This is a genomic window from Vibrio sp. A8-1 (assembly GCF_013048685.1).
Lineage (GTDB): Bacteria > Pseudomonadota > Gammaproteobacteria > Enterobacterales > Vibrionaceae > Vibrio > Vibrio metschnikovii.
This window is the reverse complement of sequence record NZ_VHTC01000011.1, coordinates 65,429-79,078: the sequence shown is the minus strand read 5'-3', so window position 1 is coordinate 79,078 and position 13,650 is coordinate 65,429. Positions and strand designations below refer to the sequence as shown.

The following is a 13,650-nucleotide window of genomic DNA, read 5'->3' as shown; positions in this document are numbered from 1 at the left end:
GATAAAATTTAACCACAAGAATAGCTGAACCCGTAAAAAGTGAGAACTAATCTTGATCAATAACACGGTGAATATCCGTATAATAGGGACGTGACTGAATCAGTATAATCGTCGACGCATTCCATGCTGATTTCGTCTTACGGTTGCCTAAATTGTAAATAACAGCAACAATAAGATTGAGAGTCCGCAGAGGATAGCGATAATGGCTCAGTATAACAAAAAAAATTTGAAACAATATTAGCTTTCGTCAAATTTTTACGCCATTTGTTGAATCATTAAACTATTTTTTAGTCTTAAGGTTCATCAACAGTGAAGGAGAGAGGGTATGGCCAACAGAGCAGGAATCATCCATAGTTTAAGAGATGGCCAAAAGTACATGGATACCTGGCCAATGCGTAAAGAGCTCAACTTACTGTTTCCCGAAGCACGTATCATAAAAGCGACCCGTTTTGGCATTAAAGTGATGCCAGCCATTGCGGCGATTAGCGTACTGACTCAAATGAGCTTTCATAATTTACAAGCTATGCCACAAACCATTGTGGTGGCTCTGTTTGCGATCAGTTTGCCATTACAAGGTATTTGGTGGTTGGGCAGCCGTGCGAATACCCAATTACCCCCTTCATTGGCTGGTTGGTATCGTGAATTACACCAAAAAATCATTGAGACGGGTTTTGCGCTTGAGCCACTCAAAGCGAAACCTCGTTATAAAGAACTGGCTTTAGTGCTTAACCGCGCTTTTCGTCAGTTAGATAAAGGGGCGTTAGAGCGCTGGTTTTAAATAAGATATCGACGGTCATATGACCATATAAACGAATAACACCGCGCCGCTGATTGAGCCGCGCGGTGTTTTGTTTTGGGGAGCCGATTAGCGCAGTTGATCGCGATAGCGTTGAAAGTGGCTTACGATGGCGTTGACGTCAGTCAGCGTGCGTATCTCTCTAAATAGCTCTGCCGCTTCTGGATACGCTTGACGTAAGTACGAAAACCACTGCTTGACGCGGTTAGGATAGTAGCGACCTTTATCTCCGCGCACTTCATAGGCAGAGTATTCGAGTAATAATTCAACAACTTGACTCCAAGGCATTGGCGCATGGTTGTATTTGACTATATTGCCTAAGTTAGGAATATTCAGCGCGCCGCGGCAAACCATCAAAGAATCAACGCCCGTGGTATTCATGCAGGCTTGCGCATCGGCATGATTCCAAATTTCACCGTTGGCTATCAAAGGGATGGTGCTTTTTTGGCGGATCTGTTCAATATAGTCCCACTGAATTTCACTGGCTTTGTAGCCCCCCGCTTTGGTTCGCGCATGCACGGTAAGCTCATCGGCCCCAGCCTGAGTTACCGCATCGACAATTTCAAAACAGTCATTAGGATCTTCCCATCCTAAGCGAATTTTAGCGCTGACAGGGATGTGTTTGGGCACTGCGTCACGGCAGGCTTTAACCACCTGATAAATCAATTCAGGGTGTTGCAGCAGTGCCGCTCCACCTTTGCTTTTATTGACCATTTTCGCGGGACAACCAAAATTGAGATCAACGCCATAGGCGCCTAATTCTGCGGCGCGCACGGCATTTTCTGCCATCCATTGTGGCTCTTGGCCCAAAAGCTGGACTTTGATTGGGGTGCCGGATTGAGTGCGTGAAGCGTGTTTAAGCTCGGGACAAAGACGATAGAAAACATGATCCGGCAGGAGCAAGTTGACCACGCGAACAAATTCGGTGACGCAAAAATCGTAATCATTGATTTCGGTGAGCATTTGACGCATCAAGGGGTCAAGAACGCCCTCCATTGGGCCTAAAATAACGCGCATAATAAAGATTGGTACCGCCAATAACAAAGACGCGAGATTGTAGTGGCAGACTGGCGACGAGTCATCCTCTTTTGTCGTCTTACTGATGGATTGTAGCAAGTGATACGCGGATCATGGCTGCAACTGACAACGGTTTACGTTTATACTGTGTCAATCTTAATTGACCGATACCGATAATTTATGAACTACCCATTGATAATGCTCCCTAAGCACTTCTGCGCTGTATCCCCCTTGTTTATCGAAGGCAGTATATTAGCGGCGAATTTTGCTACTCAGCCACTGGACCCTAAGCAGTGGTTAAGTGAGTTGTTTCCAAACCATGTCGATGAACTGGAACCTTTGATTACCGCACAGATCAATGCACAGTATCAGCAGCTTAAAGCTAATCAATTTGCGTTGTTAAGCCTTTTATCGCAACACGCAGAGTCACGTGAAAAGGGGTTAACTGAGTTTGCTCAGGGGTTTATGAGTCTATGGCCGATGATCGAACCACAATGGCAGACGCTCAGTCATTCCGATGGTTCATTACGCATGCTACAAGCGTTATTAACCACCTTAATGTTGGCGATTGATGAAGCGGGGACTCATCAGCAGATGAAAGCAGCGGGTTATGAATCATTGCCCACGTTAGCGCATATGATTGAACAACTGGATTTAATGGTTCATGAAGTGGCGCTGGCCGCCGATGAAGCGATGCTTGGCGCTAAAGCGCAAACCATTAATCCTTATAAACAAGTTGGGCGTAACGATGCTTGTCCATGTTCGAGTGGTAAAAAATTCAAGCATTGCTGTGGCCAATAACCACACTTGGGCGGAGTCATGTCAACCTTGTTTTCGACATGACGCGGTTTAACCACGAACTTTTTCTACCGAATGTTGACATATAAAACAAGGAAAGTCGTTATACCTTACCATTGAAGATATTGATGCGGTTAATCATCACGGATTTATCCTTAAGTCAGGTTGTCAGGAGTAAAAATAAAATGAAAAAATGGATAGTGCTGCTGTTTTGTAGCTTTTCGGTATTGGCGAGTCCTAAAGAGACGCTGAGTCAGCGTTTAGCATTAACCGAAGGTTTTAGTGCCCAGTTTGATCAGCAAGTGCTGAGTCCAGAAGGGGAAACAGTCATGGAAGGTAAGGGCACCGTTGAAGTGGCTCGTCCGGGATTGTTTCGCTGGGAAACCTTTGAACCGGATGAAAATATCTTGGTCTCCGATGGACAAACACTGTGGTATTACAGCCCATTTATCGAACAAGTCTCAATTTATAATCAGCAACAAGCCACTGAGCAGACACCTTTTATATTACTGACTCGTAATCAAGCCAGTGATTGGAATGCGTACCAAGTGGAAGCTGAAGGTGATGTTTTTACCTTAACACCCATTACCTTTGAATCGAATCAAGGACGTTTTCAGATCATGATTGATGCACAAGGCAAAGTGACCGGATTTACCGTCATAGAGCAAGATGGTCAGCAAAGTCGTTTTACATTCCATGATGTCACTTTGCAAAAGCCGCCTATCAGCCGTTTTCAATTTGTTATCCCCGATGGGGTTGATGTTGATGATCAACGCTAATAACGAAATCAATGAGCGATCGTGAGTAATTACCGTTTAGATTTTTCAGGGGATGAAGATTTTCGTCCCCTTGCGGCACGTATGAGGCCACAAACCATTGAGCAATATATTGGCCAGCAGCATATTCTTGGCCAAGATAAACCACTGCGTCGTGCGTTACAGGCGGGGCATCTTCACTCGATGATTCTTTGGGGTCCGCCGGGAACTGGAAAAACGACGCTAGCTGAAGTCGCCGCTAATTACGCAAATGCTGAAGTAGAACGTGTCTCAGCCGTCACGTCCGGCGTTAAAGAGATTCGTGCGGCTATCGATAGAGCGAGAGAAAATCAGCGCGTCGGGCGGAGGACGATTCTTTTTGTCGACGAGGTTCATCGCTTTAATAAATCACAGCAAGATGCTTTTTTACCGCATATTGAAGATGGAACGGTGACCTTTATAGGCGCGACGACCGAAAACCCGTCATTTGAATTAAACAATGCGTTGTTATCTCGCGCACGGGTGTACAAACTCACCTCATTGAGTGTCGATGAAATTTTACAAACGCTGCAACAAGCGATTGATGACAAGCAAAAAGGGCTTGGCCAACATCCAGCTGATTTTCATGATAACGTTTTGCAGCGGCTCGCCGAGTTGGTTAATGGCGATGCACGAATGTCGCTCAATTATTTAGAACTGTTGTATGACATGGCAAGTCAAGATGCGCAAGGCCGTAAACAGATCACGCTCAGTTTATTGGCTGAAGTGGCGGGAGAAAAAGTCGCTCGTTTTGATAATAAAGGCGATATTTGGTACGACTTAATCTCGGCATTACACAAGTCGATTCGTGGTTCCAATGCCGATGCCGCCTTGTATTGGATGGCGAGAATGATCAGCGCAGGGTGCGACCCATTATATATTGCGCGTCGTTTACTTGCGATTGCTTCTGAAGATGTGGGTAATGCAGACCCAAGAGCAATGCAAGTCGCTCTCTCTGCTTGGGACTGTTTTACCCGTGTCGGTCCAGCTGAAGGTGAGCGCGCGATTGCTCAAGCGGTGGTTTATTTGGCCTGTGCTCCGAAAAGTAATGCAGTTTATACCGCTTGGAAACAGGCCCTGAATGATGCTCGTAACTTACCAGAGTATGAGGTGCCAGCACATTTGCGTAATGCACCGACTCATTTAATGAAAGATCTCGGGTATGGTGCGGAATACCGTTATGCCCATGATGAGCCTGGGGCTTTTGCCGCTGGTGAGCGTTACTTGCCTCCAGAAATGGTTGGAAAACGCTACTACTTTCCAACCAATCGAGGATTAGAAACTAAGATTGCGGAAAAACTCCAGTATCTAGCCGATTTAGACGCAAAAAGCCCACAAAAGCGCTATGAAAAGTAGTGGCTTTTGGTTATCTTTGGCTGAGTAAATTCAATACGTGTGATGTTGTTCAAAAAAACAACGTCCATGTTTCTTCACAACATTAAAGCATAGGATTAGCAATGCTGGATTCTAAATTACTTCGCACAGAGCTGGATGAAACAGCTGCAAAATTAGCACGTCGTGGCTTTACGCTCGACGTCGACACCATTCGCACCCTTGAAGAGCAACGTAAGTCGATTCAAGTCGAAGTTGAAAATTTACAATCCACGCGTAACTCCATCTCCAAGCAAATTGGCCAACTGATGTCGCAAGGTGATAAAGCGGGCGCGGAAGCGATGATTAAGCAGCAAATTGGTACTCTCGGTGAGGATCTCGACAGCAAGAAAGTTGAGTTAGACAAAATCCAAGCTGAACTAGAAGCGATCACGCAAACCGTGCCTAATATTCCTGATAGTTCAGTACCCGATGGTAAAGATGAAGACGACAACGTGGAAGTGTCACGCTGGGGTACACCGAAAGAGTATGATTTTGAAGTGAAAGATCATGTCGACTTAGGTGAAATGAGCGGCGGTTTAGACTTTGCGAGTGCAACCAAAATTACTGGCGCTCGTTTTGTGATCATGAAAGGCCAGTTTGCTCGTTTGCATCGTGCCATTGCCCTATTTATGCTTGATTTGCACACCGAACAACATGGTTATACTGAGCTATACGTTCCTTACTTAGTCAACCAAGAGACGTTATTTGGTACTGGTCAGCTACCTAAATTCGGTAAAGATCTGTTCCACACCGAGCCATTGACGGAAAAAGCCAGCGATGAAGATCCACGTCGTTTTTCTTTGATCCCAACGGCCGAAGTTCCAGTGACTAACTTGGTACGTGATGTAATTTTGGATGAGGCAGATCTGCCACTGAAAATGACCGCTCACACACCGTGTTTCCGCTCTGAAGCCGGATCTTATGGACGCGATACGCGTGGTTTGATCCGCATGCACCAATTTGACAAAGTTGAGCTGGTGCAGATCACTAAGCCAGAAGATTCGATGGCGGCGTTAGAAGAGTTGACCGCTCATGCAGAAAAAGTGCTGCAACTGTTAAATCTTCCTTACCGTAAAGTGGTGCTATGCACCGGTGATATGGGCTTCGGTGCTTGTAAAACTTACGACTTAGAAGTGTGGGTACCCGCGCAAAAAACCTACCGTGAGATTTCATCATGCTCAAACATGTGGGATTTCCAAGCTCGCCGTATGCAAGCTCGCTTCCGTCGCAAGGCAGAAAAGCGCCCTGAACTCGTACACACTCTGAATGGTTCTGGGCTAGCTGTGGGCCGTACCATGGTAGCGATTTTGGAAAACTACCAGCAAGCGGATGGCCGTATTGAAATCCCAGCGGTATTACAAAAATACATGGGTGGTTTAACCCACATCGGTTAATTTCTGCCTTATTGTTACTCAAAACCGACGCTCAGTGCGTCGGTTTTTTATTGATGCTAAGCTGCGCGCTATCGATTTAAAACGAGTTTTCGTTTATTGCTAGCTTATTTGGAAACAGTCGTCATTTTGCACAGCCGTCTCTACCGCATCTAATAGGCTATCAATATGTTTGCTGTCACTGATATAAGGTGGCATGAGATAAATCAAGCGGCCAAAAGGGCGGATCCATACGCCAAGCTCGACAAACAACGCTTGAATCACGCTCATATTGACTGGATGGTGGGTTTCTATGACGCCAATGGCGCCAAGCCAGCGCACGTCTTTTACGTGTCGGTAGGCGGTAAAATTGGGTAAACGTTTGGCAAATTGGCTTTCAATATTAGCCACTTGCGTTTGCCAATCTCCTTTGGCAATCAGTGCGAGACTGGCGGAAGCGACGGCACAAGCTAAAGGGTTACCCATAAACGTTGGCCCATGCATAAAACAACCGGCCTCACCACTACAAACGGTATCGGCGACAGTTTTACTGGTTAATGTCGCCGCAAGCGTCATATAACCGCCGGTTAAGGCTTTACCAAGGCACAGAATATCCGGCTGTATATTCGCATGCTGACAAGCAAACAATTTTCCCGTTCGACCAAAACCGGTAGCAATTTCATCAACAATTAACAGCGCGTTATAGTGATCACAAAGTCGGCGTACTTCACGCAGAAATTGCGGATGATAGATACGCATTCCTCCTGCACCTTGGACTATCGGCTCAAGGATCACCGCGGCAATCTGTTGATGATGGCGCGCGATCTTGCTGCGAAAATCGTCGATATCAGACTCTTGCCAGTCGGCATGAAAAGCAGTTTTAGGAGAATCAGCGAAAATGTGCTCAGGTAAAAAGCCTTTATATAGGCTATGCATTGAGTTATCCGGATCAGTCACTGACATTGCAGCGAAAGTATCACCATGATAGCCATGACGTAAGGTAAGAAATTTAGCGCGTTGTTCACCTTTGGCGTGCCAATACTGTAGCGCCATTTTCAGGCTAACCTCCACCGCGACTGAGCCGGAATCGGCGAGAAACACTTGCTGCAAATTATCAGGTGTTAATGCTAATAGCTGTTTACAGAGATCAATCGCGGGTTGATGGGTTAAGCCCCCAAACATGACATGGGACATTTTATCCACTTGCTGATGCGCTGCTTGATTTAAAGCTGGATGATTATAACCATGAATGGCCGCCCACCAAGACGACATACCATCAACCAATGTTTTGCCATCTTCTAAGTAGAGAGTGACGCCTTGTGCATGAGTGACGGGATAACAAGTTAACGGGTTAATGGTTGACGTATAAGGGTGCCAGATATGTTGGCGATCAAAAGCTAAATCCATGAAAAGTCCATACTCAAGTGAGAGCTTAAAGTAACCTGTTGTAAACTTAATGGTTTTTTAAATGTTGACAGTCTAGCTTGGAGGGGCGATAGATCCAAGCATAAGCGGTATAAAAACTGGGGAAGGTGATGAGAAATCCACCTAACGCGAAAGGTCGTTATTTAGTCAACTGTAAACCTGGGGGGTTAATTTATCGTTGACAGTTAATGTCGCTTAAGTAGACTACAGCGCATAAATGTCACCAAGCAAGGCACATTGCTAAGGATTACTCGTGGAAGTACGTCACAACTGGACAAGGGCGGAAGTTACGGCGCTGCTTGAACAACCGTTTATGGATTTGTTATTTACTGCGCAGCAAGTACATCGTCAGTTTCATCCGCATAACCATGTTCAGGTCAGTACCTTATTATCGATCAAAACTGGGGCTTGTCCGGAAGATTGCAAATATTGTCCACAAAGTGCTCATTATCGGACTGATGTTGATAAAGAGCGACTTATGGAAGTAGAGCGTGTTTTAGACGCGGCGGAAAAAGCCAAGCAATCGGGATCGACGCGATTTTGCATGGGAGCAGCATGGAAAAATCCCAAAGCGCGCGATATGCCATTGTTGAAAGCGATGATTGCTGGTGTCAAAGAAAAAGGGCTAGAAACCTGTATGACGTTAGGCATGCTCAGTGCAGAGCAAGCGTATGAGCTAGCGCAAGCAGGATTAGATTATTACAACCATAATCTTGATACCTCTCCTGAATTTTACGGCAATATTATTACCACGCGAACCTACCAAGACCGTTTAGATACCCTGTCTCATGTCCGTGATTCCGGAATGAAAATTTGTTCTGGCGGGATCATCGGCATGGGAGAAAGTGTTGATGATCGTGCTGGCCTGCTCGTTGAGTTGGCCAACCTACCGACTCAACCTGAAAGTGTGCCGATTAATATGCTGGTTAAAGTTCAAGGAACACCACTCGCGAGTGCAGAAGAGGTTGAGCCTTTTGATTTTATAAGGTTAATTGCGGTTGCACGGATCATGATGCCAAAATCTGCGGTGCGTTTATCCGCAGGGAGAGAGAAGATGAACGAACAGATGCAGGCACTGTGTTTTATGGCTGGTGCCAACTCAATCTTCTATGGTTGCAAATTATTAACTACGCCAAATCCTGCTGAAGACAGTGATCTGCAGCTGTTTAATAAGTTAGGTATTAACCGTCAACAAGCGATTCAAAAACCGGATCAAGTGACAGAAAACGATCTGCTCGATCAAGTGATTGAACGTGTTGCATCAAGACCAAGTAATACGGATCTGTTTTACGATGCTAGCCTTTGAGCAACGGATTGAGTATGCGCTGAATGAGCGAAACCAACGAGGCTTAACCCGCCAATTGTCAGCAGTTCAAACCACAGGTTCAGCGCAATTAGTTCACGCAGGGCGAAAGTATGATCATTTTGCGAGTAATGATTATTTAGGGTTAGCGAGTGACCGCTCATTAGTTGAAGCGTGGCAGCAAGGCTTAGCTCTCTTTGGTGCTGGCAGCGGCGCTTCGCCATTAGTGAGTGGTTTTTCCCCCGCGCATCAGCGGCTTGAAGCCTTGCTTTGCGAGTGGTTAGGGTATCCTCGAGCTATTTTGTTTAGCTCTGGCTTTAGCGCCAATCAAGCCCTGTTGTTCACCTTGTTAGAGGAGGGGGACCTGCTCTTACAAGATAAGCTTAATCATGCCTCGTTGATTGAAGCTGGCTTATTATCTTCAGCCCAATTACGGCGCTTTCAGCACAATAATCTTGAACACCTTAAGCAATTGTTAACCGCCCATTCATCCCAGCACGCGTTGGTAGTCACTGAGGGGGTATTCAGTATGGATGGTGATAGAGCGCCTTTATCATCAATCCAGCAGCAGGTTGATCAACGAGCCTGGCTGATGGTTGATGATGCACATGGTATTGGTGTTTTGGGGGAGCAAGGGCGAGGAAGCTGCGCGCAAGCAGGAATTCAACCCGATATTTTGGTCGTCACTTTTGGTAAAGCGCTTGGTTTATCGGGAGCAGCAATCTTATGTAGTGAGGTTTTGGGAGATTATTTAACCCAATTTGCTCGTCATCATGTCTATTCAACGGCGATGCCGCCAGCACAAGCTTATGCTCTCTGTCATTCTATCCAAATGGTGCAACAACAATCGTGGCGCAGAGAGAAGTTGCAAGAACTTTCTATGGTCTATGACCAAATGCTTAGTGGTGTGCCTGGCTTTGTTTCCACTTCAACTCCCATCAAACCATTTATCCTAGGAACCAACCAGCGTGCCATCACTATTGCTGACCGACTGCGTGATGGTGGCATTTGGGTGGGTGCAATTCGCCCCCCCACGGTCCCGACCAATCAAGCAAGACTGCGAATTACGTTAACGGCCAATCACACCAATCAACAAGTCACAAAGCTGGCTGACGCTTTAATGATGGCGATGGAGGGGCAATTATGAACCTCGCGGTTGGGGTAGAGCACGCTGAGCAAGGGGCAACGAAAAAAGCCATTGCTCAAGCCTTCAGCAAAGCGGCATCTCGTTACGATCAACATGCGGCTTTTCAACGTGATGTCGGGCAACGGTTATTGGACACTTTGCCCAAACAACTGGTGGATTGGCAGGTACTGGATTTGGGATGTGGTACGGGTTATTTCGCTCAGCAACTGCGATCACGGGGGGCGACTGTCGTCTGTGCGGATCTTTCATCAGCAATGTTGTATCAGGCTAAACAGCGTTGTGGTCATTATCGAATGCATTATGTCCAACTTGACGCTGAAGCTCTCCCTTTCAAAGCTGCGCACTTTGATCTGGTGTTTTCGAGTTTAGCCTTGCAGTGGTGTGAGGATTTAGTCGTTCCGCTGCAAGAAATTCATCGCATTCTCAAACCTCAAGGACAAGCAAGATTTTCCACTTTATTGTTTGGATCATTAACCGAGTTAGCACAAGCGTGGCAGAAGGTTGATGTACATCAACACGTTAAACGCTTTGCGGATGTGAATAAGATAAACCTTGCGTTAGCGCAATCTGACTTTGCGCAATATCACTTAGACTTACCCGCAATAACCGTGTGGTATGAGAGCGCTTATCAATTAATGCGCGATCTGAAAGGTATTGGGGCCACCCATATCCATGGCCGATCTCAAGGGCTAACGGGCCGCCACACTCTTGCTCAGGTAGAGCAGGCCTATCAGCAGTTTGCTGGTCAGCAAGGCCTCCTACCTGCAACGTATCAAGTTTGTTTAGGGGTGTTACATCGATGATTAACGCAATATTTATTGCCGGTACGGATACCGATGTGGGTAAGACCGTGGCTTCAAAAGCGATTTTGCAGGCATTGGCCGCTCGTGGCTTTTCTACTATAGGTTATAAACCAGTAGCGGCTGGATGTGAGCAAACGGCAGAAGGAATGCGTAACGGCGACGCTTTACATTTGTTGCAAGCAGCAACCGTCAAAATGCCGTATGAAGATATTAATCCGTATCCGTTAGCCTTGCCGGCTTCGCCTCATATTGCCGCCAAACATGAGCAGGTAAATATAGATACTAGTGTGCTGAGTGAAAAACTCGCGAAGTTACAATCTCATGCTGATGTTGTATTGGTTGAAGGCGCAGGTGGTTGGCGGGTACCAATATCGGATAGTGAGGGTTTATCTCGCTGGGTGCAGCAAGAACAATTAGCAGTGATTTTAGTTGTTGGTATTAAACTGGGTTGTTTAAGCCATGCTTTACTAACGGCAGAAAGCATTCATGCTGATGGATTAAAGATTGTTGGCTGGGTGGCGAATCGAGTTAATCCTGGAACCGAGCACTATGCAGATATTATTCAATTACTAGAACATCGGATTGATGCGCCAAAGTTAGGTGAGATTCCCTACATGCCAAGTATTAAGTGCCGAGATTTGGGTAAGTATATTGATTTATCCCCATTATTGATTGAGCAGCAAGAAACGCTGACTTGTTAGAGAAACAAGGTCTACCGGAATGGTTAGACCTTGTTCATTTGAGTTTACCCACGACTGAATTCTCATCGATAGGAAAGCCGAATTTAGCGTTTATTTGCAGCTACTTTTCGTCATCGATTGGTCAACCATGGTTTGTCCTCGTGGGTTGCGTACCAAGAAACGATAACTAATGCCGACATCAAGATTGGCACGAATATCAGGTGTCGAGCAAAAACGTTGTAAACTGGATTGCATCACTTGATCAATTGGGGTCGCACCTTGTTGGTCGTTGTTATAAATCATCATCATTTCAATCATTGTCCCCTTGGCGCTGGCACGCATGATAGTCAAAGGGCCTTGTTCAATCGGGAGTTCAGCGTTTAATACGCTGGCGCGATTAGCGGCAAGCAGTTCTAGGTGTTTTTGTTGATCGGCGGTTGAACTACAGCCAGCCAATAATAGCATCGTCAGTCCTACGCAGGACAATAGTAACTTATTCATAATTAAAACACTTTTTTGAATGGTTTGACGATCACCTGGGCATAAACGCCAGCCGTGACATAAGGGTCGTTGTCAGCCCATTGCTGGGCGGCTTGTAGAGATTCAAATTCAGCAATCACTGTAGAGCCAGTAAATCCAGCGTCACCTGGATTCTCTGCATCAATGGCAGGCATTGGTCCCGCGGTAAGCAAGCGACCTTCATCACGTAATGCTTGTAAGCGTGCTAAATGAGCAGGACGAGCACTAAGGCGTTGTGTTAGAGAATTCGGTACATCCTGAGCAAAGATCACATACCACATATTGATATCCTTATTGGTGTTTAAAAGTAGATTATCTGTCTACCTCTAACTTTCGGTTTAGTCAGTATGGTTGATGTTAATGTACTGAAAGTAAAGCTATTTTAAAATGCCTATTAATGATTAATATTATTAATCCTTCGTTATGTGATCAAGCGCCTCTCTGCTTTATCACTCTAGGCCGCCCATCTGCATCAATCGCGACATAATTAAACGTGGCTTCACACACTTGAAAGCGATCAAGTACCCCATCTTCCTTGATTGGCTTGACCCACACTTCAAGATTAATCGACATCGAGGTTCGGCCGATTTTGGTGCATTCACCATAACAGCACACCACATCACCGACTTTGACTGGTTTTTTAAAGGTAATACTAGAAACAGAGACAGTAACAATACGTCCGCTGGAAATTTCTTTAGCGAGAATACCACCAGCGAGATCGAGTTGCGACATAATCCAGCCACCAAAGATATCACCATTGGCATTGGTATCGGCTGGCATCGCTAACGTTCTCAATAATAGTTGGCCTTTAGGAGAGTGTGCATCCTGATTCATTTTCGACATCCACAATAAACAAAACAGCGACCCACAAGGGTCGCTGAAAAAAGAACTGAGATTATACCCTTAAAATAGGATTAAGCTCAAAAGTGTTATGAGTATCGGGCTGACTCCCGTTACTGTTCCGTGTCTTTTTGCTCTTTTGGCAGGTGTTTATAGATATAAAATCCGGTCAGTAAAGTATAGATAAACGTTGCGGCAAGTAAGCCAAATACCTTGAAATTAACCCATACTTCTAACGAGAGCTGAAAGGCAATGTAAGTATTGAGAAGCGCACAGACAGCAAAAAACATCACCCATGCCCAAGTGATTTTGGCCCAAATATCATTCGGTAGTGAAATTTCTTTGCCAAGCATACCTTTAATCGCCGATTTACCCAGTTTATGACTGACAGCAAGTCCGATAGCAAACACCAGATAGACAATGGTCACCTTCCATTTTATAAAGTTATCATTATGTAAGAAGATGGTCATGCCGCCAAAAATAGCCACAAGAGCAAAAGTGATCAGCTGAATCTTTTCGACTTTTTTGACTAAAAAGTAAGTGATCACCACTTGCAGTGCGGTTGTGGCGATCAGCGCGCCAGTCGCAATATAGATATCGTAAAGCTTAAATAGTACGAAGAAAATAATCAGCGGAATAAAGTCGAGCAGTTGTTTCATTATCAGATGAGGCCCAAAAGGAGACGATGGTGACAGTCTAGCGAAATAATCACTAAATCAAAACAGATAATCGCTCACCGTGGTGTTGGCTTACCCCAATCATATCGTTTATTTATATGATTGGG

The 13,650-nt window shown here is 45.4% G+C and carries 15 protein-coding genes; 9 read left to right on the top strand and 6 right to left on the bottom strand.

The annotated features are described in order from the left end of the window. The first annotated feature begins 325 nt into the window (after nt 1-325). Nucleotides 326-778, top strand: coding sequence for a terminus macrodomain insulation protein YfbV (gene yfbV, locus FKN93_RS08285; protein ID WP_040904387.1), 453 nt, complete (start codon nt 326-328; stop codon nt 776-778). A gap of 87 nt (nt 779-865) precedes the next feature. Here the strand turns inward: yfbV and dusC are convergent, their stop codons facing one another. After that, nucleotides 866-1,813 (bottom strand): tRNA dihydrouridine(16) synthase DusC, encoded by a 948-nt coding sequence (gene dusC / locus FKN93_RS08280; RefSeq protein WP_170904866.1) that lies wholly within the window; start codon nt 1,811-1,813, stop codon nt 866-868. Between the two features lie 180 nt (nt 1,814-1,993). On the opposite strand from dusC, the gene FKN93_RS08275 reads away from it, so the two are divergent. From FKN93_RS08275 to serS, 4 genes are all read left to right on the top strand, one after another. Next, nucleotides 1,994-2,614, top strand: a complete 621-nt coding sequence (locus tag FKN93_RS08275) for a YecA family protein (RefSeq protein ID WP_170904847.1) — start codon at nt 1,994-1,996, stop codon at nt 2,612-2,614. Between the two features lie 182 nt (nt 2,615-2,796). Continuing rightward, complete coding sequence (gene lolA / locus FKN93_RS08270) at nt 2,797-3,390, top strand: outer membrane lipoprotein chaperone LolA (protein ID WP_170904846.1); 594 nt, start codon at nt 2,797-2,799, stop codon at nt 3,388-3,390. A 21-nt stretch (nt 3,391-3,411) separates the two neighbouring features. Then, the gene (locus FKN93_RS08265; protein WP_158144003.1) at nt 3,412-4,761 is read left to right on the top strand and encodes a replication-associated recombination protein A; all 1,350 of its coding nucleotides are present in this window, start codon (nt 3,412-3,414) and stop codon (nt 4,759-4,761) included. A gap of 101 nt (nt 4,762-4,862) precedes the next feature. After that, entirely contained in the window at nt 4,863-6,173 is a 1,311-nt protein-coding gene (gene serS / locus FKN93_RS08260; protein ID WP_170904845.1) for a serine--tRNA ligase, read from the top strand. A gap of 99 nt (nt 6,174-6,272) precedes the next feature. Here the strand turns inward: serS and bioA are convergent, their stop codons facing one another. Continuing rightward, nucleotides 6,273-7,556: an adenosylmethionine--8-amino-7-oxononanoate transaminase gene (gene bioA, locus FKN93_RS08255; RefSeq protein ID WP_170904844.1), complete on the bottom strand. Its 1,284-nt coding sequence runs from the start codon at nt 7,554-7,556 to the stop codon at nt 6,273-6,275. Nucleotides 7,557-7,827: 271 nt separating this feature from the next. On the opposite strand from bioA, the gene bioB reads away from it, so the two are divergent. The 4 genes from bioB to bioD are packed head-to-tail and all read left to right on the top strand — an operon-like array spanning nt 7,828 to nt 11,528. Beyond that, on the top strand, nt 7,828-8,880 hold the full coding sequence (gene bioB / locus FKN93_RS08250; RefSeq protein WP_161438182.1) for a biotin synthase BioB: 1,053 nt from the start codon (nt 7,828-7,830) through the stop codon (nt 8,878-8,880). Next, the gene (bioF, locus tag FKN93_RS08245) at nt 8,867-10,024 is read left to right on the top strand and encodes an 8-amino-7-oxononanoate synthase (RefSeq protein ID WP_170904843.1); all 1,158 of its coding nucleotides are present in this window, start codon (nt 8,867-8,869) and stop codon (nt 10,022-10,024) included. The genes bioB and bioF overlap by 14 nt, the downstream gene beginning before the upstream one ends. Further along, nucleotides 10,021-10,827, top strand: a complete 807-nt coding sequence (gene bioC / locus FKN93_RS08240) for a malonyl-ACP O-methyltransferase BioC (protein WP_004395477.1) — start codon at nt 10,021-10,023, stop codon at nt 10,825-10,827. Before bioF ends, bioC begins: the two co-directional genes overlap by 4 nt. Continuing rightward, a complete protein-coding gene (gene bioD / locus FKN93_RS08235) occupies nt 10,824-11,528 on the top strand; it encodes a dethiobiotin synthase (protein WP_170904842.1) in 705 nt (234 codons plus the stop codon). The genes bioC and bioD overlap by 4 nt, the downstream gene beginning before the upstream one ends. Before the next feature lie 90 nt (nt 11,529-11,618). Here the strand turns inward: bioD and FKN93_RS08230 are convergent, their stop codons facing one another. The 4 genes from FKN93_RS08230 to FKN93_RS08215 form a co-directional block, all read right to left on the bottom strand. Further along, nucleotides 11,619-12,008 carry a GspS/AspS pilotin family protein gene (locus FKN93_RS08230; RefSeq protein WP_154168450.1) on the bottom strand — a complete coding sequence of 130 codons (390 nt, stop codon included), beginning with the start codon at nt 12,006-12,008 and terminating at the stop codon, nt 11,619-11,621. A gap of 2 nt (nt 12,009-12,010) precedes the next feature. Then, complete coding sequence (locus tag FKN93_RS08225; protein ID WP_154168448.1) at nt 12,011-12,307, bottom strand: YciI family protein; 297 nt, start codon at nt 12,305-12,307, stop codon at nt 12,011-12,013. A gap of 148 nt (nt 12,308-12,455) precedes the next feature. Then, nucleotides 12,456-12,860: an acyl-CoA thioester hydrolase YciA gene (gene yciA, locus FKN93_RS08220; RefSeq protein ID WP_040904380.1), complete on the bottom strand. Its 405-nt coding sequence runs from the start codon at nt 12,858-12,860 to the stop codon at nt 12,456-12,458. A 119-nt stretch (nt 12,861-12,979) separates the two neighbouring features. After that, nucleotides 12,980-13,525 carry a septation protein A gene (locus FKN93_RS08215; RefSeq protein ID WP_170904841.1) on the bottom strand — a complete coding sequence of 182 codons (546 nt, stop codon included), beginning with the start codon at nt 13,523-13,525 and terminating at the stop codon, nt 12,980-12,982. Nucleotides 13,526-13,650 lie beyond the last annotated feature (125 nt).

Bases quoted from the DNA above. Each gene is read 5' to 3' on its own strand.
- yfbV (WP_040904387.1), top strand. From the start codon at position 326: ATGGCCAACAGAGCAGGAATCATCCATAGTTTAAGAGATGGCCAAAAG.
- dusC (WP_170904866.1), bottom strand. From the start codon at position 1,813: ATGCGCGTTATTTTAGGCCCAATGGAGGGCGTTCTTGACCCCTTGATG.
- bioD (WP_170904842.1), top strand. From the start codon at position 10,824: ATGATTAACGCAATATTTATTGCCGGTACGGATACCGATGTGGGTAAG.
- lolA (WP_170904846.1), top strand. From the start codon at position 2,797: ATGAAAAAATGGATAGTGCTGCTGTTTTGTAGCTTTTCGGTATTGGCG.
- bioF (WP_170904843.1), top strand. From the start codon at position 8,867: ATGCTAGCCTTTGAGCAACGGATTGAGTATGCGCTGAATGAGCGAAAC.
- FKN93_RS08230 (WP_154168450.1), bottom strand. From the start codon at position 12,008: ATGAATAAGTTACTATTGTCCTGCGTAGGACTGACGATGCTATTATTG.
- FKN93_RS08275 (WP_170904847.1), top strand. From the start codon at position 1,994: ATGAACTACCCATTGATAATGCTCCCTAAGCACTTCTGCGCTGTATCC.
- FKN93_RS08215 (WP_170904841.1), bottom strand. From the start codon at position 13,525: ATGAAACAACTGCTCGACTTTATTCCGCTGATTATTTTCTTCGTACTA.
- FKN93_RS08225 (WP_154168448.1), bottom strand. From the start codon at position 12,307: ATGTGGTATGTGATCTTTGCTCAGGATGTACCGAATTCTCTAACACAA.
- bioC (WP_004395477.1), top strand. From the start codon at position 10,021: ATGAACCTCGCGGTTGGGGTAGAGCACGCTGAGCAAGGGGCAACGAAA.
- bioA (WP_170904844.1), bottom strand. From the start codon at position 7,556: ATGGATTTAGCTTTTGATCGCCAACATATCTGGCACCCTTATACGTCA.
- serS (WP_170904845.1), top strand. From the start codon at position 4,863: ATGCTGGATTCTAAATTACTTCGCACAGAGCTGGATGAAACAGCTGCA.
- yciA (WP_040904380.1), bottom strand. From the start codon at position 12,860: ATGAATCAGGATGCACACTCTCCTAAAGGCCAACTATTATTGAGAACG.